The organism is Lentzea sp. NPDC058436 (assembly GCF_042721515.1).
Lineage (GTDB): Bacteria > Actinomycetota > Actinomycetes > Mycobacteriales > Pseudonocardiaceae > Lentzea.
Genome location: NZ_JBHXLF010000011.1, coordinates 172,616 through 194,625, shown reverse-complemented (window position 1 = coordinate 194,625; position 22,010 = coordinate 172,616). Strand labels below are relative to the sequence as shown.

The window sequence follows — 22,010 nt, the reverse complement described above, 5'->3', positions numbered from 1 at the left end:
CCACGTCCTCGTACTGGTTGTACGGGGGCGTGGGGGAGGTGCCGCGAGGCGTCCACCTGGGCCGTGCACAACCCGGCGAGGATTGTGGTCACCGCACTAGGAACCGACGCCTGGCCGCACGGACCAGCGGCCCTACCGGGGCTCCCGGCGGCCAGGCGAGCATCGTCGTGACGTCCGGCGCGTCCGTGACGGGCACCGCGACGTGCTCCGGCCACTGCCAGGCGCGGCTGGACACCGGGATCACGAGCAGGGTGAGGCCGAGCGCCACCAGCTGGGCCAGCTGCGACTGCGTGCGCACCTCGGGTCCCGGTCCGTCCGGGTAGGTGCCGTCGAGGCGGGGCCAGCGGGCGATCGGCAGGCCCGGCACGTCGCTCACCTCCGCCAGCGTGACGCTCTCGCGCGCCGCGAGCGGGTGCGTCGCGGGGACGATCGCCACCTGGCCCTCGACGTGGAGGTCGTGCGTCTCGAACCCGGCGAGGTCGTCGTACGGGCGGTGCATGATCGCCACGTCGGCCTGCCCGTCGCGCAGCCGGTGGGCCTGCTCCCCCACCTCGCACAGCAGGACCTCGACCGGCTCGTCGACCGCGTCGAGCAGGTCGCGCAGCAGCTCGTGCGACGCACCGGCCTTCGTCACGAGCACCAGCGGCCGCGACGGGTCCGCGGCACGGCGCGTCCGGCGAACGGCGGCCGCCACGGCGTCGAGGGCCGTCCTGGCCTCCCGCAGCAGCACCGCGCCCGCGTCGGTGAGCGCCGCACCCCGGCGGTCCCGGTCGAGGAGCTTCACGCCGAGCCGTCGTTCCAGCTGCAGGATCGCCCGCGAGAGAGGCGGTTGCGCGATGCCGAGGCGTTCGGCGGCGCGTCCGAAGTGGAGCTCCTCCGCGACCGCGACGAAGTAGCGGAGCTCGCGGGTTTCGAGGTCGTCCACGCCTCCGAGCCTAATACCCGGCGGGTATCAGGGCTGACTGGATCGATCTTGGACAGCGACCGCGCGGCGCCAGAGCATGGATCGTGTGAACGACACGAAGACCGCGCTGGTCACCGGCGCGAACAAGGGAATCGGTCTGGCCATCGCCGAGGGGCTCGGAGCACTCGGTTTCAGGGTCGCGGTGGGCGCGCGGGACGACGTCCGGCGCAAGGAGGCCGTCGAACGCCTGCGCGCCAAGGGCATCGACGCGTTCGGGATGGCACTGGACGTCACCTCCGACGACAGCGTCGCCGAGGCGGCGGCCGCACTCGACCGGCTCGACGTGCTGGTCAACAACGCCGGCATCAGCGGTCCGCAACCGCAGGACCCGACGACGCTCGACCTCGACGTCGTCCGCACCGTCCTCGACACCAACGTGTTCGGCGTCGTGCGGGTGACCAACGCGGTGCTGCCCCTGCTGCGCCGCTCGGCGTCGCCCCGCATCGTGAACGTGTCGAGCAACATGGGCTCGCTGACGTTGCAGACCGGTCCGGTGATGGCCGCGTACGCGCCGTCGAAGTCGATGCTCAACAGTCTCACCGCCCAGTACGCGCGGGCGTTCGCGGACACGAACGTCATCGTCAACGCCTGCTGCCCCGGCTACGTCGCGACCGACTTCACCGGCCACCTCCCGGACCGGACCCCCGAGCAGGGCGCCGCGATCGCCGTCAGGCTCGCCACCCTCCCGGACGACGGCCCGCGCGGCGGCTTCTTCGACGACGACGGCGTCGTCCCCTGGTGAATCCGTCCCCCACTCGGCTGAACTGCCAGGCGGCCACGGTCACCCGGTCGGTGGGGCCCCGAGATTGAACCTCCGGCGGCGGGTACTTCGCGTCTGCAAGCGACAGCCAACGCGGAGGGACGACGACCATGATCGATCAGACGCACGTTGAGGCTCTGTACGACTGCGACGTGATCGACAACAAGGGCGAGAAGATCGGTTCGGTCAAGCGGGTCTGGCTCGAGGACGGCACCGGCAAACCGATGTGGGCGGAGGTCCACACCGGACTGTTCGGGATGAAGGAGCACTTCGTCCCGATCCAGCAGGGTCAGGTGGCGGGCGGCGCCATCACCGTTCCGGTCAGCAAGGAACAGGTGAAGGACTCGCCGAGCATGAACACCTCCGACGACCACATGTCGGACACGGAGCAGGAGGCCCTCTACCGGCACTACGGGATGATCCCGCAGGCGAAGACCGGCGACCACGACCGGCTCGACGGCAAGCAGGCCGCCGGACAGCGCGGCCGCCAGGCGACGGGTCAGCAGGCGACGGGTCAGCGGGCCACCGGCCAGCACGCTCAGCGCGAGGCGGGCGACGCGGCCGAGGTCACGCTGTCGGAGGAGAAGCTCGACGTCGGCACCCGCCAGGTCGAGTCCGGTCGCGTGCGGCTGGTCAAGCACACGGTCACCGAGCAGCGCAACATCACGGTGCCGGTGACGCACGAGGAGGTCCGGGTCGTCCGCGAGCCCGTGCAGGGTGATGCGGCGCGCACGGGCAAGGCGTTCGCCGACGAGCAGGCGGAGATGACGCTGCACCGCGAGGAACCGGTCGTGCAGAAGCGCACCGAGGCCACGGAACGGGTCCGGCTGGAGAAGGACGCCGTCACCGAGCAGAAGGACATCAAGGGCGAGGTCCGCAAGGAGCGCGTCGAGGTCGAGCGCGACGACGAACCGCGCAGCCGCCGCTAGACGAACCACCAGCGAGCCGCCCACCACTTCCGCCGGTGGGCGGCTCGCTAGTACGCCCGGCTAGTACAAGCCGTCCAACACGTCCTTGTAGCGCTTCTCGATCTCCCGGCGGCGCGGCTTCAGCGACGCGGTCAGCAACCCGTCCTCCACGCTGAAGTCGTTGTCCAGCACCGCGAACCGCTTGATCGTCTCGTGCCGTGCCAGCTGCGCGTTGACGGACTTGATCGCGCCGTCCACTTCGGACTCCGCATCGGCTAGGCCCGACGCCGTGTCCGGGTCGAGCGTCACCAGCGCCACGCAGTACTTGCGCCGGTCGCCGTGCACGATCACGTTGCTGATGTACGGCGAGGCCGCGTTGATCATGCTCTCGATCCGGGTCGGCGCCACGTACTTGCCACCGGAGGTCTTGATGAGCTCCTTCTTGCGGTCAGTGATCTTCAACCGGCCCGCGTCGTCGACCTCGCCGATGTCACCGGTGTGCAGCCAGCCGTCGACCAGCGACTCGGCGGTCGCGTCCGGCCGGTTGTGGTAGCCGCGCATGACGCCGGGGCCGCGCAGCAACACCTCGCCGTCGTCGGCGATCCTGACCTCCATGCCGGGGATCGGCGGGCCGACGGTGCCGATCCGGATCATGCCCGGCCGGTTGAAGAACGTCGCCGCGGACGACTCGGTGAGCCCGTAGCCCTCCAGGATCGTGATGCCGGCGCGTTCGAAGAACTCGGCGATCTCCGGCGCGAGCGGCGCCGAGCCCGACACGAAATAGCGGATCCGGCCGCCCACCCGGTCGCGCAACTTGCTGTACACCAGGCGATCCGCGAGCCAGCGCGTCGCGGGACCGTGCTCGCGGTCGGCCCACCGGAAGATCTTCTCGGTGATCCCGCCCTTCTCCCGCGCCCCCGCGACGATCCGGCCGTGGATCTTCTCGAAGATGCGCGGCGCGGCGGCCACGATCGACGGCCGCAGCTCACCGAGGTTGTCGACGATCCGCTCGACGCTGCCGTCGACGGCGGTCGGCACGCCCGCGGCGATCATCGCCATCGTCAGCACCTTGCCGAACGCGTGCGACAGCGGCAGCCACAGGAAGTGCAGGTCCGTCGACTGCAGGATCCCCAGGGACGCAATGGCCTCCGACGTCGTCAGCCAGTTCTCGTGCGTGAGCTCGACGCCCTTGGGCGTGCCGGTCGTGCCCGAGGTGTAGATCAACGTGGCCAGGTCGTCCGGCGCGAGCCCCTCGATCAACGCGTCGTAGTCGCCCTCGCCCAGCGGGATCGCGCCGAACCGCAGCACCTCGACGCCGTCCGGCATCATCCCGGCGTGCTCGTCGGTCTCCACGACCACGACGGCGCTGCCGGAGTCGCCGATGATGTGCGCGACCTCGGCGGCCGTGCTGTTCGGGTAGATCGTGGTGGTGGCGCCCCCGGCGGCGAGCACGGCGAGGTCGGTGACGATCCACTCGATGCTCGTGCGGCCCATCAACGCCACGCGGTCGCCCTTGCGCAGCCCCTTCTCCACGAGCCCGAACGCCTCCGCGGCGACCCGCTGCTCCAGTTCGGCCCAGGTCAGGGAGACCCAGCCGTCGTCACCGCGGTACCGCATCGCCTCGGCGTCGGGCGTGCGGGCGACCCGGTCGTGCAGCAGGCCGGGAATCGACAGCGCCATTGCTCGTCCTCCTCTAGAGCGTCGCTCCAGAGCGGTACTCTAACCCTCGTGGCCGACCGACGACAGTCTCTCCTCGACGCGGCGCTCAGGCTCGTCGAAGAAGGCGGCCTCGACGCCGTCACGATCGCGGCGCTGACCGACAGGTCAGGCATGTCGAACGGCAGCATCTACCACCACTTCGGCAGCCGCGCGGGCGTCTTCGCACAGCTCTACGCCGACAGCTACGCCCGGTGCGTCGGCGCGATGCTGCCCGCCCTCGACGCCCCCACGGCCGAGGCGGGCGTGCGCACGCTGACGTTGAGCTACCTCGACTGGGTCATCGCGAACCCGAGCCGCGCCCGCTTCCTCTACGCCGCGCCGGACCACGCCGACCCCGAGGCGAAGATGGTGGAGTTCGCCCCGGTCCTGGCGTGGTTCCTCGACCGCATGGCGTCCGGTGAACTGCGCGCGGTGCCGGCGTGGACGCTGGAGCCGGTGGCGATGGGCCCGGCACACGAGTCGGTGCGGCGGTTCCTGCTCGGCGTGTTCGACCTGGCAGGGGCGCGGGAGATCATCGCGGACGCCGTGTGGGCCGTGCTGTCGCCCTAGAACTCAATACCGCAGGACTCGATCAGAGCCATCTGACGCCACTAGGCAGGTTCTCCGCCCTCACCAACCCGTTCACGCCTGAGGCCCGTAAGTCGAACCACGGCAAACCTCATACCCGGTCCGACCCATGGTTGGTACGACGCGATGTAGACGTCATCGTTGTGACCGAGTGCGAGTTCGTTGACGCTGGGATTCAGCGTCAGATCAACGAGTTGATCAGAGACCCACGTGTTGGTATCCGTGCGTTGCACAGAGGTGCCATCACCAGCGGTCAGGACTTCTCCGCAACCGAGGTGAACGATCCCCATCGGGTTGCTCTGCGTTGGTGCGTGACTCGAGGTTCCTCCGTCTGGGAACGAGGTCACCGCGAAACTCGAATTACCGATGGTCAGCAGCGAATCACGAGACATCCACACAGAGCTGAACGCGGACGCCGGCTGGTAGTCGATGTTCTGACGGGACTCGTCGCCGACTCGGCCACCGAGCCTCGTGATCGAAGGGCTGATGCCACCCATGTAGCCGTTGTCGAACAACCAAATGCTGCCGTCCGGATTGAGCAGAACGCTCGAGTTTCCGACCGACCCACCACCAACGGTCGACACCTCTCCGTCCTTGAAGCGCCCCACTCCGTGGCGACGCGCGAACAGCACCGAGCCGTCATCCAGAGGCAGCGGATTGCGGTGGCAGTCCCGTACTGGCACCGCGACGGCGACGGACTGCCTCTTGAGATCAACACGGAGGATCGCCTGCGCGGTCGTGACGAGGAGGCGGCCGTCTCGTTGACAGGCGATGCCAAGCTGATCGGAGTCGATCCCGGACAGCACCACCTCAGCTACCACTCCATCGACACTGGACCGCACCACATCGTCCTGAACACCGTCAGGCAAGCCGAAGTCCACGGTAGGCGGACCGGCTGCGGGAGTCAGCAAGTCGACAAGCGGGGTATGGGGCTGACCGAAGAAAGCCGCCCGGTCGTGCACAAGACGCAGCAACTCGTCCGGCGGCACCAACCCGGCGAGCATCGCTTCCCAATGCGAGACGTCGAGCAAGAGCACTTCCAGACGCTCACCGTCGGCCACATCGGCTAGCGCTTCCGCGCTGTACCCCGACATCGACAGGAAGATCCCGCAGGTTCCAGCAATGCGCTGACGCACCCGCTTCTGCAGCTTCGCGATGTTCCCCGTGTCAGCTTTGGTCTGCTGCCACTTCGCCTCCAGGATGAACCGCACCCCGGAGTGCGCGAACACGACGTCGACCTCTCCGGTTGTGCGCACGCTCGCGGCCGCCTCGATCCCCCAGCAGTGAAGGAACTCGACGATCAACTCGTTGAGCCGTTGACCTCGCGACTGCGGAGTGTGCCCCGTCAGAGACCGCAGCCTCCCGTACTCGCGGATCAACTCACGCCACTTGGACACATCGCGAACCATCCACCCAGTTTCCTCCAAGCAGTCCGCTTTGACCGGTAGGCGGAGCGTCACCCACACGCGCCGATCGCGATTCGGCTCCTCCCGACTCCATCACCGCAGTTAGCTCTAGAACATCTGTTCGATTATGCTGCCTCCATGCGCCAGGGATCCCTCTTCGACCTGGAAGCGGAGCCCGAGCTGGCCCCGCTCGCCCCGCGCCGCACCGAACTCGCCCACGGCGCCTGGATCGACGTCCAGCCCGGCTGGCTCACCGGCGCCGACGCCGTGTTCGACCAGCTCGTCGGCGAGGTGCCGTGGCGTGCCGAACGACGGCAGATGTACGACACCGTGGTCGACGTGCCGCGCCTGCTGTGCTTCTACGACGGCGGACTGCCGTTCGACGTCCTCACCACCGCCCGCGAGAACCTCAGCAGGCACTACCTCGCCGAGCTGAACGAGCCGTTCACGACCGCCGGCCTCTGCTACTACCGCGACGGCAGGGACAGCGTGGCCTGGCACGGCGACACGATCGGCCGCGGCCAGACCGAGGACACGATGGTCGCGATCCTGTCCGTCGGCACGCCGCGCGCCCTGCTGCTGCGGCCGCGCGGGGGCGGTGAGACGCACAAGTACGCGTTGGGGCACGGCGACCTGCTCGTCATGGGCGGTTCCTGCCAGCGCACGTGGGAGCACGCCATCCCGAAGACGTCGAAGGTGGTCGGGCCGCGGATCAGCGTCCAGTTCCGCCCGCACGGAGTCCGCTAGTGACCATTTCCTCGGACACCTCCCACACCCGTCGCGCCTCGTCCTCGTCGCGCAGGCGGCTGTAGAGCGCCTGCTCGGCCGGCGGGCCGCTGAGGTGGCCGACGCGGCTCGGGCCGTAGAAGACGGCCGGCCGTGGCGTCGTGGCGGCGAGCAGGGCCGGGAGCTGCGCGGACTCGACCGTGCCGAGGACGCCGATCGAGGACGCGACCCGGATCAGGCGCACGCCGAGGGTGTCGCCGGAGCGGCCGATCTCGGGCCGGGCGGCGAGCAGGTTCGTCGGTGCGACGCCGGGGTGCGACAGGTTGCTCGTGATGCCCCAGCCGCCCGCCTCGCTGCGCCGCGCGAGCTCCAGGCCGAAGAGGCCGAAGGCGATCTTCGACTGGCTGTAGGCCTTGCCTCCGCTGTACGAGCGCTCCCAGTTGAGGTCGTCCCAGTTGATCGCGTTCTGGTTGGCGGCGATGCTGATCTGCGACGTCACGCGGGCGCGGCCGGCCTTCAGCAACGGCAGCAGGTGCCGCACGAGGGCGAAGTGGCCGAGGTGGTTCGTGCCCCACTGCAGTTCGAACCCGTCGGCGGTCGTCTGGCGCTCGGGCGGGGTCATCACGCCGGCGTTGTTGATCAGAATGTGGATCGGCTCGTCCTCGGCCATCAGCGTCTCGCCCAGCGCGGCGACGGACCCCAGTGACGAGAGGTCGAGCGAGCGCAACGACACCTGGGCGCTTGGGGTCCGGCGACGGATCTCGGCGATCGCGGCCTCTCCCTTGCGCTGGTTGCGGACGGGCATGATGACCTCGGCGCCCGCCGCCGCGAGCCGTCCCGCGATGCCGAGCCCGACCCCGTCGCTGGCGCCGGTGACCACGGCACGCTTCCCGGTCAGGTCCGGAACCTCGACGTCGAACTTCTTCCCGCTCATCGCGCACTCCCCTGCTCGTGGTCGTCTCATTCCACCTTGGACAGACGCCCGGCGCAGATCCAGGACCTGAGAGTCCGTGGCTACGGCACGGCGAACACGTTAGAAACGACGAAGGCGAGAGGAGTCACGATGATCGACCGAGCAGGACTGGCCGCGTTCCTGCGCAGCCGCAGGGAGGCGCTGCAGCCGGAGGACATCGGACTCCCGCGCGGATCCCGGCGCCGGACCAGCGGGCTGCGCCGCGAGGAGGTCGCCGCGCGTTGCAACATGTCGGCGGACTACTACGCGCGGCTGGAGCAGGAGCGCGGCACGCACCCGTCCGAGCAGATGATCGCCGCGATCGCCCAGGGCCTGCACCTGTCGCTCGACGAACGCGACCACCTGTTCCGACTGGCAGGGCACACGCCACCGCAGCGCGGTTCGGTCAGCGAGCACGTCGGTCCCGGCCTCGCGCGGATCTTCGACCGGCTGCACGACACCGCGGCCGAGATCGTCACCGAACTGGGCGAGACCCTGCGCCAGACACCGCTCGGCATCGCCCTCACCGGGGACGCGTCCCGGTACAGCGGACCGGCCAGGAGCCTCGGCTTCCGCTGGTTCGCCGAACCGGAGTCCCGCTCGCTCTACGACCCCGCCGAACACGAGTTCCTCGGCCGGATGTTCGCCTCGGGCCTGCGCGAGGCGATCACCCGGCGCGGCCCCGGCTCCCGCGCGGCCCACTACGCCGACCTGCTGCTCGCCCGCAGCGAGGAGTTCCGGATCGTGTGGGCCGCCCAGGAGATCGGCCTGCGCCCGCGCGAGGTCAAGCGCTACGTGCACCCGAGCGTCGGCGCGCTGGAACTGCAGTGCCAGACGTTGCTCGACCCCGACCAGCACCACTTCCTGCTGGTCTACACCGCCACCCCCGGCACCGAGAGCTACGAGAAGCTGCAGCTGCTCTCGGTCATCGGATCCGCTGCCCCAACGGGCTGAGCAGCATCAGCAGCAGGCTGTAGTAGCCGATGAACGGCACCAGCACGAACGCCAGCAGCAGCAACGTCGACGGCACGGCCGCACGCAGCACCACGGCCTTGGTCAGCCCCTCGGACTCACGCCCCACCTCGGGGTTCGCGTGCACCAGCAACGTGATCGCGGTCAGGAACAGGCTGCTGACCAGGATCGTGCCGACGTAGAACAGCCGCACGAACGTGTCGCCGCTGTAGGTGCCGAGCAGCTCCGTCGGGAACGGCAGCACCACGATCGTCAGCAGCCACGCCATGTTCAGCACCATCAACGGCGTCGTGTACCGCTTCACGTTCTCGAACAGCCGGTGGTGGGTGAACCACAGGTGCGCGATCACGGCGAAGCTCAGCAGGAAGCTGAAGATCTGCGGCCAGTGGTGGGAGACCAGCTCGATCGGGGGCTCGTCGCCCGGTTCCGAGGTGATCTCCACCAGCGGCAGCACCAGCAGCGTGATCGCGATGGCGACCACGGCGTCGGTGAAGAGGACCAGGCGGTCGGGCTCACGGGTCACGGACACCCGGCCACCGTAGTCCTGAGAGGACTCAGATCACGTCCACGAACACCGGATTGGCGTAGAACCAGAGGTCGGTCCACGGGTCCGAGTTCGCGAGCTCGTCGACCACCGGGTCACCGGACGAGGTGAGCCGGTTGCCGTCGCTGCCCCGCAGCCGCAGGTAGAACGACCGCTCGACGTTCTTGAACGTGTGCGTGAACCGGATCTTGCCCGTGCGCGGCACCTCGAACGTCTTCGCGACGGTCGTCTCCGGCGCCACGAACACGTCCCGGTCGGCCGACGGCCCGGTCACCGGACCGGAGATCAGGTCGACCTTGGCCAGCACCGGCCTCGCGCCCGAGAAGTTCGGGCCACCGGCGCGGTCGACCTCGATCGTCACCTCGACGTCACCGCCGCGGCGCACGAACGTCCGCCCGCCGAGCGTCACGCCGCGCAGGTCGTCGCGTGACCGCACGCGCAGCTCCAGGCCGTCGATCAGGCGGCCGTGCACGGTCAGCACCTTGCCGGCCTGCAGGCCGCGCATGACGTCCACATAGGACTTCGACCGCGAGCCGACGATGTTCGCGCCGTACTGGCCGGGGAAGAAGTCGCCGTACCCGGTCTGCTTGACGCCCGAGTCGATCGGCGCGCCCTTCGAGCCCGTCGTGGCGTGGTCCTGCTTGCCCGGCGTGAACGTGTCGGCGAAGACCTGGTGCACGTCCGAGTTCGCGGTGATCCACCACGGGCGTCCCTCGGCGAGCAGCGAGTCCCACAGGCCGCCGACCTTCGCGGTCATCCAGTCGAAGCCGCCGTGCGTGCGGTAGGACTCCGGCGGGTAGGCCGGGAACGACTCGGGCAGCGGGGCGGCCGTGTCGTAGTAGCCGCGCGCACGGCCGGGGCCGCCCGCGGACTTCGGGATGCCGGCGGCCTGGTGGCCGGGCGCGCCCTCCATGCCGACCGCGACACCGGGGGCCGCGTCGCGCCAGCCGCGGATCTCGTGCGGGCTGTCGACGCCGCGCCGGGACGGGTGGTTCGCGAACATCAGCGCGATCTCGGTTCGTCCGGAGAGGACCTGCGCCTCCAGGTACCGCAGCGCGGCCAGGGCGAGCGGCTCGGTGTTGTTCGCGATGCGGCCGTCGTAGGCGAGCTCGAACGCCTTGAGGATGTCGACGGTGTGCTTGCCGGGCGGCAGGAACACGGTGGCGTGCTCCGCGCCGGGGATGTTCCACTCCAGGCCCTGGTAGACCAGCACGTCGCGCTGGGACCTGCGGACCTTCTCGATGTCCGGCGCGACCTGGTCGATCGAGAACTTCTGGTGCGCGGGGCCGCCGTGGTCGGTGATCACGACCCAGTCGAGGCCGAACTCGTGCGCCTTCGCGACCTGCTGCGCGATCGTGTACTGGCCGTCGTCGGAGTACTGGGTGTGGATGTGGTGGTCGCCCGCGAACCAGCGGTCACCACCGCCCCACGGGTTGACCGGCACGTGCGCCGCGGCCGTGCCGGTACCGGCGGCGACGGCTCCGACGGCGCCGGCCGCGATGCCCAGGCCCGCCAGGAACCTGCGGCGCTCGACCGACGACGGGCGGTCGTCCTCGGGGTCGAGCCAGCTGCCCTCGACCGGCTCGACCTCGTGGTGCGTGTGATCACCGTGCGAGTGATCGTGAGAGTGGGACATGCGCCGATCTCAGCCGGTCGACCTGTCCTGGCAAACGAACGCGGGATGAACCCTTGGACCGGGATTTTCGTTCACAGCACCGTTCACACGGCCTGGACCGCCAGCAACGCCAGGTCGTCGTGGTCGTCGCGGTCGAGCCACTTCAGCACGGCCTGCTCGCAGTGCCGTGCGATCTCCTCCGCCGACAGCCCTTTGCACTCCTTCAGGACCGCCCTGAGCCGCTGCTCGCCGAACAACTCCGTGCGGTCGGTGTGCGCGCGTGCCTCGGTGAAGCCGTCGGAGTACAGGACCAGCGTGTCCCCCGGCGCCAGCGTCACCTGCTCGCCGGAGAACCGGACATCGGCCAGGATTCCGACGATCGCACCGGTCGCGCTCACCTCGTGCACGCTGCCGTCGGCCTTCAGCACCAGCGGCACGGGGTGACCGCCGGACGCGAGCGACAGCCGCGCTCCCCCGCCGGACAGCGGCACCAGCTCACCGACGACGAGCGTGGTGAAGAGCTTCGAGCCGGTGGCGCGCAACGACGTGTTCAGCAGGTGCAGCAGCCGCACCGGGTTCGTCTCGACCAGCGACAGGGCCTGCAGCGACTGCCGGACACGTCCACTGTGGACCGCGGCCTCCAGGCCGTGACCGCAGACGTCGCCCAGCACGAACGTCGCCGAGCCGTCCGTGCGCGGGTGCACGTCGTAGAAGTCGCCGCCGACCAGCGCCCGCTGGTGGGCGGGGATGAACACCGAGGCCATCGTCACACCGCGGACCTCGGGCAGCGGCAACGGCAGCAGCGCCGACCTCAGGATCTCGATCGTCCGCTGCTGCTCGGTCAGCTTCGACGACGACTCCAGCGCCACGGCGGCGTGCTTGCCGAACAGCCGCACGCGCTCCACGTCGTTCGGCGCGAACTCGCCCTTGCGCACCACGACCAGCGCGCCGCCGACACCCAGCGGCACGGCCAGCGCGCACCCGAAGTCCTCCGGCACGCCCCAGCTGCCCTCACCCAAAGAGGTGATCCTCGTCAGGGTGGACGTGCCGGTCAGGACCTCGGCGATCTCCGAGGCGCGGCGGGGCGTGCGCGTGACCGTGGGCTCACCGCCGTCGCAGCGCCACCACTCCAGGCGATCCCGTGTGGCGGGCACCACAGCGACGCAGTGCTCGCCCAGCAACTCGGCCGCGAGCTGCACGATCGTCTTCAGCGTCAGCTCGCGCGACGACCCGCCGGCGAGCTGCAGGTGCGCGTGGTCGAGCGTGGAGTCCGTGAAGTACCAGGCACTCCAGCCGTCGCCGAGGTCGTGCTGGCGGCCCGCGACGTGCACGTCGAACTGCCCGCCCACGCCCAGGCGGGGGAACCGGTCGGCGGCCGCGGCGTTGCGCACGCGCACCACACCGGCCGCGTCCACGACGAAGACGGCTTCGCGCAGCCCGTCCACCAGGCGCTGCCAGCCGTCGAGGTCGATGCCCACGGCGCTGCTCATCCGCTTCCGTCCAGCGCGCTCGGCCGAATCATCACGGCCTCCTGCGGGTAGTTGGCGTGCTTCGCGGCATCAAGTTACCTCGCTCCCAACTTAACGTGGCAGGCTTGGCTGCGACCACCGAGGCACGGAGGCTTGGAGTGACCACGGCCAACGAAGAGACGGACGCGACCCTCGAACGGGTTCTCTCCGCCATGAGAGACCTGCGTGACGGCAACTTCCGCCGCAGGCTCGTGGTGCCGGGGAGCGGTCCCGTCTCCGCGCTCGCGGACGTCTTCAACGAGATCGCGGAGCGCAACCAGTGGCTGGCCGGTGAGCTGGGCCGGGTCCGCCAGGCGGTGGGCCAGGAGGGCAGGCTCACCGAACGGGTGGCGCCCGCGGGCACCGCCGGTGGCTGGTCGCTGATCGCCGACTCGGTGAACGGCCTGGTCGAGGACCTGATGCGGCCGACGTCGGAGCTGAGCCGCGTGCTCGCCGCCGTCGCCGAGGGCGACCTGACCAAGCGCATGTCGGACCAGACGCTGCGCGGTGAGTTCGCGACGCTCGGCTCAACGGTGAACGGCCTGGTGGACCAGCTGTCGTCGTTCGCCGACGAGGTCACCCGCGTCGCCCGCGAGGTCGGCACCGAGGGCCAGCTGGGAGGTCAGGCGAAGGTGCCCGGCGTGGCCGGCACCTGGCGCGACCTGACCGACAACGTCAACTCGATGGCGAACAACCTGACCAACCAGGTCCGCAACATCGCCTCGGTCGCGACGGCGGTGGCGAACGGCGACCTGACGCAGAAGATCACGGTCGACGTCTCCGGCGAGATGCTGGAGCTGAAGAACACGCTGAACACGATGGTCGACCAGCTGTCGTCGTTCGCGGACGAGGTCACGCGCGTGGCCCGCGAGGTCGGCACGGACGGCAAGCTCGGCGGCCAGGCGAAGGTGCCCGGTGTCGCCGGCACCTGGCGCGACCTGACCGACAACGTGAACTTCATGGCGGACAACCTGACCACCCAGGTCCGCAACATCGCGCAGGTCACGACAGCTGTGGCGCTCGGCGACCTGACCCAGAAGATCACCGTCGACGCGCGCGGCGAGATCCTCGAACTCAAGACCACGATCAACACGATGGTCGACCAGCTGTCGTCGTTCGGCGACGAGGTCACCCGCGTCGCCCGCGAGGTCGGCTCGGACGGCCGCCTCGGCGGTCAGGCGCAGGTCCCGGGTGTCGCGGGCACGTGGCGCGACCTCACCGAGTCGGTGAACGTCATGGCGAACAACCTGACGACCCAGGTCCGCAACATCGCCTCGGTGACCACCGCCATCGCCCGCGGCGACCTCACGCAGAAGATCACCATCGACGCCCGCGGCGAGATCCTCGAACTCAAGACCACGATCAACACGATGGTGGACCAGCTCAGCTCGTTCGCCGACGAGGCCACGCGCGTGGCCCGCGAGGTCGGCACCGAGGGCCGCCTGGGCGGTCAGGCGACGGTGCCGGGCGTCGCGGGCACCTGGCGCGACCTGACCGACAACGTCAACTTCATGGCGAACAACCTGACCAACCAGGTCCGCAACATCGCCCACGTCGCCACCGCCGTCGCGAACGGCGACCTCTCGCAGAAGATCACCGTCGACGCGCGCGGCGAGATCCTCGAACTCAAGTCCACTTTGAACACGATGGTGGACCAGCTCAGCTCGTTCGCCGAGGAGGTCACCCGCGTCGCCCGCGAGGTCGGCACCGACGGCCGCCTCGGCGGCCAGGCCCGCGTGCAGGGCGTCGCCGGCACGTGGAAGGACCTGACCGACAACGTCAACCTTATGGCGGACAACCTGACCGACCAGGTCCGCAACATCGCCGCCGTCGCCACCGCCGTCGCGAACGGCGACCTGTCGAAGAAGATCACCGTCGAGGCGAAGGGCGAGGTCGCGACGCTCGCCGAGACCCTGAACGGCATGGTCGACACGCTGCGCGCGTTCGGTGACGAGGTCACCCGCGTCGCCCGCGAGGTCGGCACCGAGGGCATCCTGGGCGGCCAGGCGCGCGTGTCCGGCGTGGCCGGCACGTGGAAGGACCTCACCGACTCGGTGAACTTCATGGCGGACAACCTGACGAACCAGGTCCGCAACATCGCCCAGGTCACCACCGCCGTGGCGCAGGGCGACCTGACGAAGAAGATCGACGTCTCGGCCCGCGGCGAGATCCTGGAGCTCAAGACCACGATCAACACGATGGTCGACCAGCTGTCGTCGTTCGCCGACGAGGTCACCCGCGTGGCCCGCGAGGTCGGCACGGAGGGCAAGCTCGGCGGCCAGGCCGAGGTCGACGGCGTGGCCGGCACGTGGTCGAAGCTGACCGACAACGTGAACCAGCTGGCCTCGAACCTCACCACCCAGGTCCGCGCGATCGCCGCCGTCGCCACCGCCGTGACCGCGGGCGACCTGACCAGGCAGATCACCGTGGACGCGTCAGGAGAGCTCGCCGAGCTCAAGGACAACGTCAACCAGATGATCGCGAACCTGAAGGAAACGACGAGGGCCAACCGCGAGCAGTACTGGCTCAAGACGAACCTGGCGCGCCTGTCCGGTCTCATGCAAGGCCACCGCGACCTGCGCGCGCTGGCGTCGTTGATCATGAGCGAGCTGACGCCGCTGGTCAGCGCGCACCACGGCGCGTTCTTCCAGATCGAGGAGGACGACTCCAAGCAGTCGCTGGAGCTCACCGCCTCGTACGGCTTCCGCCTGGACAACGCCCGCACGACCCGCGTGGCCATGGGCGAGTCGCTGGTCGGCCAGTCCGCCCTGGAGAAGAAGACGATCCTGGTCAGGGAGGTGCCGGGCAACTACCTGACGGTCTCCTCGGCCCTGGGCGAGTCCGCGCCCGCGAACCTCGTGATCCTCCCGATCCTGTTCCAGGGCGAGACCCTGGGCGTGATCGAGCTCGCCTCCCTCAACGAGTTCTCCGAGGTCCACCTCGACCTCCTGGACCAGCTGAAGGAGGCCATCGGCGTCAACGTGAACACGCTGCTGGCCAACTCCCGCACCGACGCCCTCCTCGTCGAGTCCCAGCGCCTCACGACCGAGCTGAGGGCCGGTTCCGAGGAACTGGAGGACCGCGCCCGCCAGCTCCAGACGGCGTCGAAGTACAAGTCCGAGTTCATGGCCAACATGTCCCACGAGCTCCGGACACCCCTGAACTCGCTGCTGATCCTGGCCAAGCTGCTGGCGGACAACCTCGACGGCAACCTCAACCCGAAGCAGGTCGAGTTCGCCCGCACGATCCACTCCTCGGGCTCCGACCTCCTGCAGCTGATCAACGACATCCTCGACCTCACCAAGGTCGAGGCGGGCCACATGACCCTGCACGAGGACCCGGTCCGCCTGGACGAACTGGTCCGCTACGTCGAGACCCTCTGCCTCCCCCTCACGGCAGAGAAGAACCTGGAGTTCTCCGTCCGCGTGGACCCGAACGTCCCGGAAACCCTCCACACCGACGAACACAGGCTTCAGCAGATCCTCAGGAACCTGCTCTCGAACGCCGTGAAGTTCACCCACGACGGCGGCATCCGCCTCCACGTCCGCATGGACGACCCGTCCACAGTGGCGTTCGACGTGCACGACACGGGCATCGGCATCCCAGCCGAAAAGCTCGCCGTGATCTTCGAGGCCTTCCAGCAGGCAGACGGCACCACGTCCCGCAAGTACGGCGGCACGGGCCTGGGCCTCTCCATCAGCCGAGAGCTGGCCCAACTCCTCAACGGCGCCCTGAGGGTCCGCTCCGAACCCGGCATCGGCTCGACGTTCACCCTCTGCCTCCCCCTGGGCAAGGTGATCGCGGACGCCGTGGTCCTCCCGGAACCGACCCCGATCGTCACCCCGGCCCCGGTGGTGGCCCCCTCGGGCTCAATGCGCTTCCACGGCGAAAAGGTCCTGGTCGTGGACGACGACCTGCGCAACGTCTTCGCCCTCACCAGCGTGCTCGAACTGCACGGCCTGGAGGCGATCTTCGCCGACAACGGCATCACCGGCGTGCGGGCGCTCGAACAGTACGACGACGTGGCCATCGTCCTGATGGACATCATGATGCCCGAGCTGGACGGCAACGCCACGATCTCAGCTATCCGGGCAATGGAGCGCTACGCCGACCTCCCGGTGATCGCCGTGACGGCAAAGGCGATGAAGGGCGACCGCGAAAAGTCCCTCGCCTCGGGGGCCACCGACTACGTCACCAAACCGGTCGACACAGAACACCTAATGCGCCTGATCGCCTATTACCTGGGCGTCACAGCAGAGGCTTAACAAGGCAGACGAAATGGGTGGCCGCCGGACGCAAACGCGAAGCCGAAGGCGAGCCACCCTTCCACCCAACGCAATGGCGAAGCCGAGGCGTCCATACCTACACGGGCTCTGATCAGCGGTGATGACTCAACCCCGACGGCGATTGGGGCTTGACTTTGGGTGCGAGGCCTTAAACTTGACCACTCGGCCGGGCTTCACATGCCCGGCTTTTACTAGGCCGAGGAAGGCCTCGCAAGGGCCCCGAAGTCAAGCCCCAATCGCGATCGTCGCGAAGCGGCGATGAAATGACCCGGCTCGAAAATGCCCGCGCAACCACCCCGACAAAGGTGACCACACGCACGCAAGGCGACCACCCCGCTGGAACTGGCACCAGCCCACACAAGTCGACCCGCACAAGCCGGCCCGCACAAAGCCGACCCGCAACAATCCAACGCAAGTCAAACCGGCCCACGCAAGACGACCCGCACAACAGGCCGCCTCACGCCAAACGACCTCAGTGAGGCGTTTCCACGCCTTCCTCCACCGCAACGTCCACGGTCTCGAACAAACTAAGAACCTCAGCCACGTCAGCCAACTCGAACAACCGCCGAACCGGCCCCTGAGCAGCCGCGATCCGCAACTGCCCACCACCCTCCAGCAGCCGCCGGTGCCAGTCCAGCACCAGCGCCAGCCCGGTCGAGTCCATGAAGTCCAGGTGCGCCAGGTCCAGCACGGCGTGCTTCCCGGTGACATCCGCGTCCAGCCGCGCGGACAACACGGGCACGGTGTCGATGTCCAGTTCGCCGGCGACGGCGAGCACACGCCATCCCCGCTGGACCTCGCTGCCGACGTTGAGCTCCATCGTCGCCGTTCCTTCCGCCACGCCCGACTCGTGCGACCCAAATCGTGCAGCACGACGTCCGACCATGCGACCACCGGGGGGCTGAAAGATCCGAACGACGCGCCGGATGTGCGACGATGCGCCTTGTGTTGAACGACCCACTGGCAGAGGTGCGGGTGACCCTGACCGCCGAGGGCGGTTCGTGCGCTCGCGCACGTCAGGTGGTGCGCGAGGCCGCGGTCTCCTGGGAGTTGTCCGAGGATCTGGCCGACGACGCGCAGCTCGTCGTGACGGAGCTGGTGTCCAACGGCATCGACCACGGTGAGGGACCGATCACACTCACGGTGAGCCGCAAGGCCGGCGGGATGCTGGTCGAGGTGCACGACGCGTCGTCCCAGATGCCTCAGCTCAGACCCGTGGACCCGAACAGCGCGCGCGGGCGTGGCATGCAGCTCGTGCAGGCGCTGAGCGTGCGCTGGGGTGCTGAGGCGCAGAACGACGGGAAAGTGGTCTGGGCTCAGCTAGAAGCCTGAAAACGGGGTACCTGACCCCGTATGACCGCGCTACCGCCCGACCCCGACCCCGACCGCACTCCTGGCCTGGAGCCCGGTGGCGGGGTCCGCCCCGGTGACACCCCGCCGGACTCGGGATCGACCACGGAAGGTCTTTCCCACCACGAGAAGAAGCCGCCCTCGGCGACCGCGGGGCGGATCGTGATCGCGATCATCGTGCTGTTCGCCGTGCTGGTGGCCGCGATGCTGCTGACCCGCGCTTTCCTGCTCGCCTAGCGCCGCACCGCAAGATCGGGCCCCGCTGCGTTCAGGTTGTGGTCGTCGCACGATGGCGCGTACGGTCGGTGCGGACGGGAGTCCTTATGAACCAGCTTCGACAGAGAACTACCTATGTCCAGTCCATTCCGATCGTCGCCCTGACCGGCGAGATCGACATGATGTCGTCGGCACCGGTGACCAGCAGACTCGCCGAGTTGCTCGACCGCAAGCCGCCCGCACTGGTCGTCGACCTGCGCGAGGTGCGCTTCTTCGGGTCCGAGGGGATCCGCGCGCTGGTGGAGACCCAGGCGCAGGCGGACGAGCTCGGCATCAAGTTCGGTGTCGTGAGCGACAGCAGGATCGTGTTGCGCCCGTTGCAGATGACGGCCGTCGACCAGCTGCTCATGCTGTTCGACGACGTGGACGACGCGGTGACGGCGCTCAGCGCCTAGGCAGCGGACGGGTTCCGCGCGCGGGACCGTTCGACCAGCGACAGCAGCAGGCCTTCCTTCGTGGACCACGGCGAGATGTCCACGACGTCGTGCCCCGAGACCTTCATCAGACCCTCCGCGACCACCGCGCCCGCCAGCGACTGCTGGGCCCGGTGGCGGGAGATCCCCGGCAGCGCCGCCCGTTCGCGCACGGACAGCTTCGCGAGACGCGGAATCCACTTCTCCAGGTCCTTGAGCCGCAGCTGACGCGGCGCGTAGGTGCCGTTGCGGGCGCCGGCGAGGCGGGCCAGCTGCTCGAACACCTTCGAGCACCCGACGGCCCGATCGCTCTCGCCCCAGGGGAAAGCGGTCTCCAGCCGGTCGGCCACCTCGGACCTCATGTCCGCGACGGTGAGGCCGGCCCTCGTCAAAGTCCTTGCCCCCAAAGGCAACGAGACCGCGCGCTCGGGTTCAGCCCCGGAGCCGGCGGCCAGTTCGACGGTGCCACCGCCGACGTCCAGCACGACCATCGAACCCGCACTCCAGCCGAACCAGTGGCGGGCGGCGGCGTACGAGAGGCGCGCTTCTTCCTTGCCTGACAACACCTTCAGCTCGACGCCAGTGCGTCTGGCCACCTTGCGGATGACCTCGGCGGAGTTCGAGCTGTCGCGCACCGACGAGGTGGCGAAGGGCAGGAACGGCGCGTCGCCCGCCTTCTTGCGGGCGGCCAGGACGGCGGTGCAGAGCGCGTCGACGCCGGCACCGCTGATGGCCCCGGCCGAGTCGAGCTCCCGGTCCAGCCGCAGCCGGACCTTGTGGGACACCAGCGGACGCAGCAGGTCTCGTTCCACGACCACCAGGTGTGCGCTGAAGCACCCGACGTCCAGAACTCCGACCGACATCCGCCACCTTCCTTCTACCAAGTCTTCTTTACCCCATCGGCAGTCATTGTGCGGAACCGAGGCCCCGAACAGGCGAACTTCGCCCGATGAGATGCGTTACAGTCACCGAATGTCACTGGCGGAGATACCTTCCCGGCTCGAACGCGCCCTCGGCAAGGCACAGTCCGGCGTAATCGTGCTGGCGGTGGCCGGTCTCTCCTCGGACGTGGCCAAACAGTCCTGGCTGGCGGCGTCCTCGGTGGTCACGCTCTCCTCGACCGTGCCCTCGACGTCCGCGACGGCGTTGCTGACAGCGGTCACCGGCGTCCCCGCCGACGTCCACCGCGTGCCGGGAACGGTGTACCGCAACGGATCCGGGCTCGTGCACGCCATCAACGGCACGCCCGCGATCCCGGACCTGCCGACCGTGCTGGAACGTCACGGGGCGACGGTGCTGGCCAGGGAGCTCGATCTCCTCGAAGGCACCTGGGCCCAGGCACTCCTGCGGGGTTGCACCCGTGTACCCGCTCCCGCGCGGCACAAACTCTCCGCGCAGGCCGAGGACCCGCCGCTGCTGGTGGCCAACGTCGTCGCCGATCTCGACAAGGCGCAGGAGAACTCCCGGTTCCTCTGGACCTACGTGAACATCGACGACCACGTGCACCGCCACGGGTACGACGAGTCGGTGCACGAGGCCATGCTCCGTCTGGACGCGCACGCTTCCCGCTGGGCCGCGAAGGGGTGGACGGTCGTGGCGCACTCGGACCACGGCATGGTCGCCGTGGACCCGGATCCGGACCTCGTCGAGGCCTGGGACGCGATCGTGCGCGAGGAGTGCGTGATCCCGTCCGGTGGCGCGGGACGCACCCGGTGGCTCTACCCGAAGGCGGACCGCATGGAGGCCGTTTTCGACCGCGTGGCAACGACTCTCGGCGACTCGGCGACCGTGCACCACGCCACCGACCTCGGCCTGCCGCAGCCGGAGGCGGGACCCGTCGTCGCGGTGGCCGCGTCACCCCGGTTCCCGATCCCCGACCCGTCCGTGCGCTACGAGCACGGCGGCCTGACGCGCGACGAGATCGACGTCCCCTTCGCGGTCTGGCAGGCCGTACAGTGAGTGCGTGCACGTCGAATTCTCCAGCAGCATAAGGGAAATCGATCCTGCCGATTGGGACTCGGTCGTCCGCGATTCGGGCGCACCGGTCTTCTACCAGCACGCGTACGTGAGCGCGTACGAACGGCTGCCGCTGACGAGGGTCGACGCGTTCGCGTACTTCGTGGTGCGCGACGACGGCAGAGCGGTCGCCGTCGCGCCCGCCTACCTCCAGACGGCGGCGAAACCGTTGCGCCGCCTGCACGAGGCCTACCCGGAGTCGGTCGGGCAGCCCGTGCTGCTCAGCCCTTCGTGGCACTGCTACGACGCGCAGGTGCCCGCCACCGCGGAGGTGCTGCCGAGGCTGCTGGACGCCATGATCCGCACGGCGTCGATCCTCGGCGCGCGCTGGTGCGGGTTCATGAACGTCCAGCGCGGCGGCGCCCTGTCGCGCGGCCTGCGCGCGGCCGGCCTGCCCGCCCGTCACCTCAACGACAGGTGGGTCACCGGCCTCACCACCTACGAGCACTACCTCGCTGGCCTGAGCCCGCGCGCCAGAGCGAACCTCCGGCGCAACGAGCGAAGATCGCGGCAGGCGGGCGTCACGACCGAGGTCCTCCCGGTCCACCTCGCCTCGCTGGAGGAGATCACGCTGCTCTGCGTGAAGACCGCCAGCCGGTTCGAGAACAACGGTTACCACCCCGGCACCACCTTCCCGAGGTTCGTGGCCGCGCTGGGCGACCTGGCGCACGTGATCGAGGTGCGCCAGCGCGGCAGGCTCGTCTCGGCCGGCGTCTGCCTCACCGACACCACCCGGTTCCACACCTGGACGTGCGGCGTCGACTACGCCGTCGAAGGCGGCTACAGCCCGTTCGGGGTGCTGTTCGCCGAGTCGGTGAGGCTCGCGATCCGCCTGGGCAAGTCCACGCTGGAGGACGGCAGGGACAACGCGGCCTTCAAGCGCCGGTACGGCCTCAGGCCGTGCCATCTGGACGCCGTTCTGCACCGCGTCCGACCGGGAATCAGTTCACCCTTGTGAACAATTCCGCTGACAACGCCGTAATGCAGCGAGTTCACATATCTGACCGACTTTGCCCTGTTCAGCGGCC

At 69.1% G+C, this 22,010-nt stretch carries 20 protein-coding genes; 11 read left to right on the top strand and 9 right to left on the bottom strand.

Going from position 1 to position 22,010, the window contains the following annotated elements:
* Positions 1-88: 88 nt before the first annotated feature.
* On the bottom strand, positions 89-925 hold the full coding sequence (locus ACFWN2_RS31730) for a LysR family transcriptional regulator (protein WP_382433700.1): 837 nt from the start codon (positions 923-925) through the stop codon (positions 89-91).
* Between the two features lie 76 nt (positions 926-1,001).
* Between ACFWN2_RS31730 and ACFWN2_RS31725 the strand changes: the two genes are divergently transcribed.
* Together ACFWN2_RS31725 and ACFWN2_RS31720 are read left to right on the top strand one after the other, a co-directional pair.
* Complete coding sequence (locus ACFWN2_RS31725) at positions 1,002-1,706, top strand: SDR family oxidoreductase (protein WP_382433698.1); 705 nt, start codon at positions 1,002-1,004, stop codon at positions 1,704-1,706.
* Positions 1,707-1,834: 128 nt separating this feature from the next.
* Positions 1,835-2,653, top strand: a complete 819-nt coding sequence (locus ACFWN2_RS31720; protein ID WP_382433696.1) for a DUF2382 domain-containing protein — start codon at positions 1,835-1,837, stop codon at positions 2,651-2,653.
* A 60-nt stretch (positions 2,654-2,713) separates the two neighbouring features.
* Here ACFWN2_RS31720 and ACFWN2_RS31715 read toward each other — a convergent pair whose 3' ends face one another.
* The gene (locus ACFWN2_RS31715) at positions 2,714-4,312 is read right to left on the bottom strand and encodes an AMP-dependent synthetase/ligase (protein WP_382433694.1); all 1,599 of its coding nucleotides are present in this window, start codon (positions 4,310-4,312) and stop codon (positions 2,714-2,716) included.
* Between the two features lie 48 nt (positions 4,313-4,360).
* Here ACFWN2_RS31715 and ACFWN2_RS31710 point away from each other — a divergent pair, with 48 nt between their 5' ends.
* Entirely contained in the window at positions 4,361-4,900 is a 540-nt protein-coding gene (locus ACFWN2_RS31710) for a TetR/AcrR family transcriptional regulator (RefSeq protein ID WP_382433692.1), read from the top strand.
* A 41-nt stretch (positions 4,901-4,941) separates the two neighbouring features.
* On the opposite strand, the gene ACFWN2_RS31705 is transcribed toward ACFWN2_RS31710, so the two are convergent.
* Complete coding sequence (locus tag ACFWN2_RS31705) at positions 4,942-6,327, bottom strand: restriction endonuclease (RefSeq protein ID WP_382433690.1); 1,386 nt, start codon at positions 6,325-6,327, stop codon at positions 4,942-4,944.
* 135 nt (positions 6,328-6,462) lie between these two features.
* Between ACFWN2_RS31705 and ACFWN2_RS31700 the strand changes: the two genes are divergently transcribed.
* On the top strand, positions 6,463-7,071 hold the full coding sequence (locus tag ACFWN2_RS31700; protein WP_382433688.1) for an alpha-ketoglutarate-dependent dioxygenase AlkB: 609 nt from the start codon (positions 6,463-6,465) through the stop codon (positions 7,069-7,071).
* On the opposite strand, the gene ACFWN2_RS31695 is transcribed toward ACFWN2_RS31700, so the two are convergent.
* Complete coding sequence (locus ACFWN2_RS31695) at positions 7,037-7,984, bottom strand: SDR family oxidoreductase (protein ID WP_382433686.1); 948 nt, start codon at positions 7,982-7,984, stop codon at positions 7,037-7,039. The genes ACFWN2_RS31700 and ACFWN2_RS31695 overlap by 35 nt on opposite strands.
* 129 nt (positions 7,985-8,113) lie before the next feature.
* Here ACFWN2_RS31695 and ACFWN2_RS31690 point away from each other — a divergent pair, with 129 nt between their 5' ends.
* Positions 8,114-8,956: a helix-turn-helix transcriptional regulator gene (locus ACFWN2_RS31690; RefSeq protein ID WP_382433684.1), complete on the top strand. Its 843-nt coding sequence runs from the start codon at positions 8,114-8,116 to the stop codon at positions 8,954-8,956.
* On the opposite strand, the gene ACFWN2_RS31685 is transcribed toward ACFWN2_RS31690, so the two are convergent.
* From ACFWN2_RS31685 to ACFWN2_RS31675, 3 genes are all read right to left on the bottom strand, one after another.
* Complete coding sequence (locus ACFWN2_RS31685) at positions 8,928-9,503, bottom strand: TMEM175 family protein (RefSeq protein ID WP_382433682.1); 576 nt, start codon at positions 9,501-9,503, stop codon at positions 8,928-8,930. The genes ACFWN2_RS31690 and ACFWN2_RS31685 overlap by 29 nt on opposite strands.
* 25 nt (positions 9,504-9,528) lie before the next feature.
* The gene (locus ACFWN2_RS31680; RefSeq protein WP_382433680.1) at positions 9,529-11,154 is read right to left on the bottom strand and encodes a PHP domain-containing protein; all 1,626 of its coding nucleotides are present in this window, start codon (positions 11,152-11,154) and stop codon (positions 9,529-9,531) included.
* 83 nt (positions 11,155-11,237) lie between these two features.
* Positions 11,238-12,623 carry a PP2C family protein-serine/threonine phosphatase gene (locus ACFWN2_RS31675; protein WP_382433678.1) on the bottom strand — a complete coding sequence of 462 codons (1,386 nt, stop codon included), beginning with the start codon at positions 12,621-12,623 and terminating at the stop codon, positions 11,238-11,240.
* 137 nt (positions 12,624-12,760) lie between these two features.
* Between ACFWN2_RS31675 and ACFWN2_RS31670 the strand changes: the two genes are divergently transcribed.
* A complete protein-coding gene (locus ACFWN2_RS31670) occupies positions 12,761-16,906 on the top strand; it encodes a HAMP domain-containing protein (protein WP_382433676.1) in 4,146 nt (1,381 codons plus the stop codon).
* 493 nt (positions 16,907-17,399) lie between these two features.
* On the opposite strand, the gene ACFWN2_RS31665 is transcribed toward ACFWN2_RS31670, so the two are convergent.
* Positions 17,400-17,768: an STAS domain-containing protein gene (locus ACFWN2_RS31665; RefSeq protein ID WP_382433674.1), complete on the bottom strand. Its 369-nt coding sequence runs from the start codon at positions 17,766-17,768 to the stop codon at positions 17,400-17,402.
* A gap of 104 nt (positions 17,769-17,872) precedes the next feature.
* Here ACFWN2_RS31665 and ACFWN2_RS31660 point away from each other — a divergent pair, with 104 nt between their 5' ends.
* The 3 genes from ACFWN2_RS31660 (at position 17,873) to ACFWN2_RS31650 (ending at position 18,948) form a co-directional block, all read left to right on the top strand.
* Positions 17,873-18,259, top strand: a complete 387-nt coding sequence (locus ACFWN2_RS31660; RefSeq protein ID WP_382433672.1) for an ATP-binding protein — start codon at positions 17,873-17,875, stop codon at positions 18,257-18,259.
* Positions 18,260-18,280: 21 nt separating this feature from the next.
* The gene (locus ACFWN2_RS31655; protein WP_382433670.1) at positions 18,281-18,514 is read left to right on the top strand and encodes a DUF6480 family protein; all 234 of its coding nucleotides are present in this window, start codon (positions 18,281-18,283) and stop codon (positions 18,512-18,514) included.
* Between the two features lie 86 nt (positions 18,515-18,600).
* The gene (locus ACFWN2_RS31650; RefSeq protein ID WP_382433668.1) at positions 18,601-18,948 is read left to right on the top strand and encodes an STAS domain-containing protein; all 348 of its coding nucleotides are present in this window, start codon (positions 18,601-18,603) and stop codon (positions 18,946-18,948) included.
* On the opposite strand, the gene ACFWN2_RS31645 is transcribed toward ACFWN2_RS31650, so the two are convergent.
* Entirely contained in the window at positions 18,945-19,829 is an 885-nt protein-coding gene (locus tag ACFWN2_RS31645; RefSeq protein WP_382433666.1) for a Ppx/GppA phosphatase family protein, read from the bottom strand. The genes ACFWN2_RS31650 and ACFWN2_RS31645 overlap by 4 nt on opposite strands.
* Positions 19,830-19,938: 109 nt before the next feature.
* On the opposite strand from ACFWN2_RS31645, the gene ACFWN2_RS31640 reads away from it, so the two are divergent.
* Positions 19,939-20,925 carry an alkaline phosphatase family protein gene (locus tag ACFWN2_RS31640; RefSeq protein WP_382433664.1) on the top strand — a complete coding sequence of 329 codons (987 nt, stop codon included), beginning with the start codon at positions 19,939-19,941 and terminating at the stop codon, positions 20,923-20,925.
* Between the two features lie 4 nt (positions 20,926-20,929).
* Positions 20,930-21,940, top strand: a complete 1,011-nt coding sequence (locus ACFWN2_RS31635) for a GNAT family N-acetyltransferase (protein ID WP_382433662.1) — start codon at positions 20,930-20,932, stop codon at positions 21,938-21,940.
* Positions 21,941-22,010 lie beyond the last annotated feature (70 nt).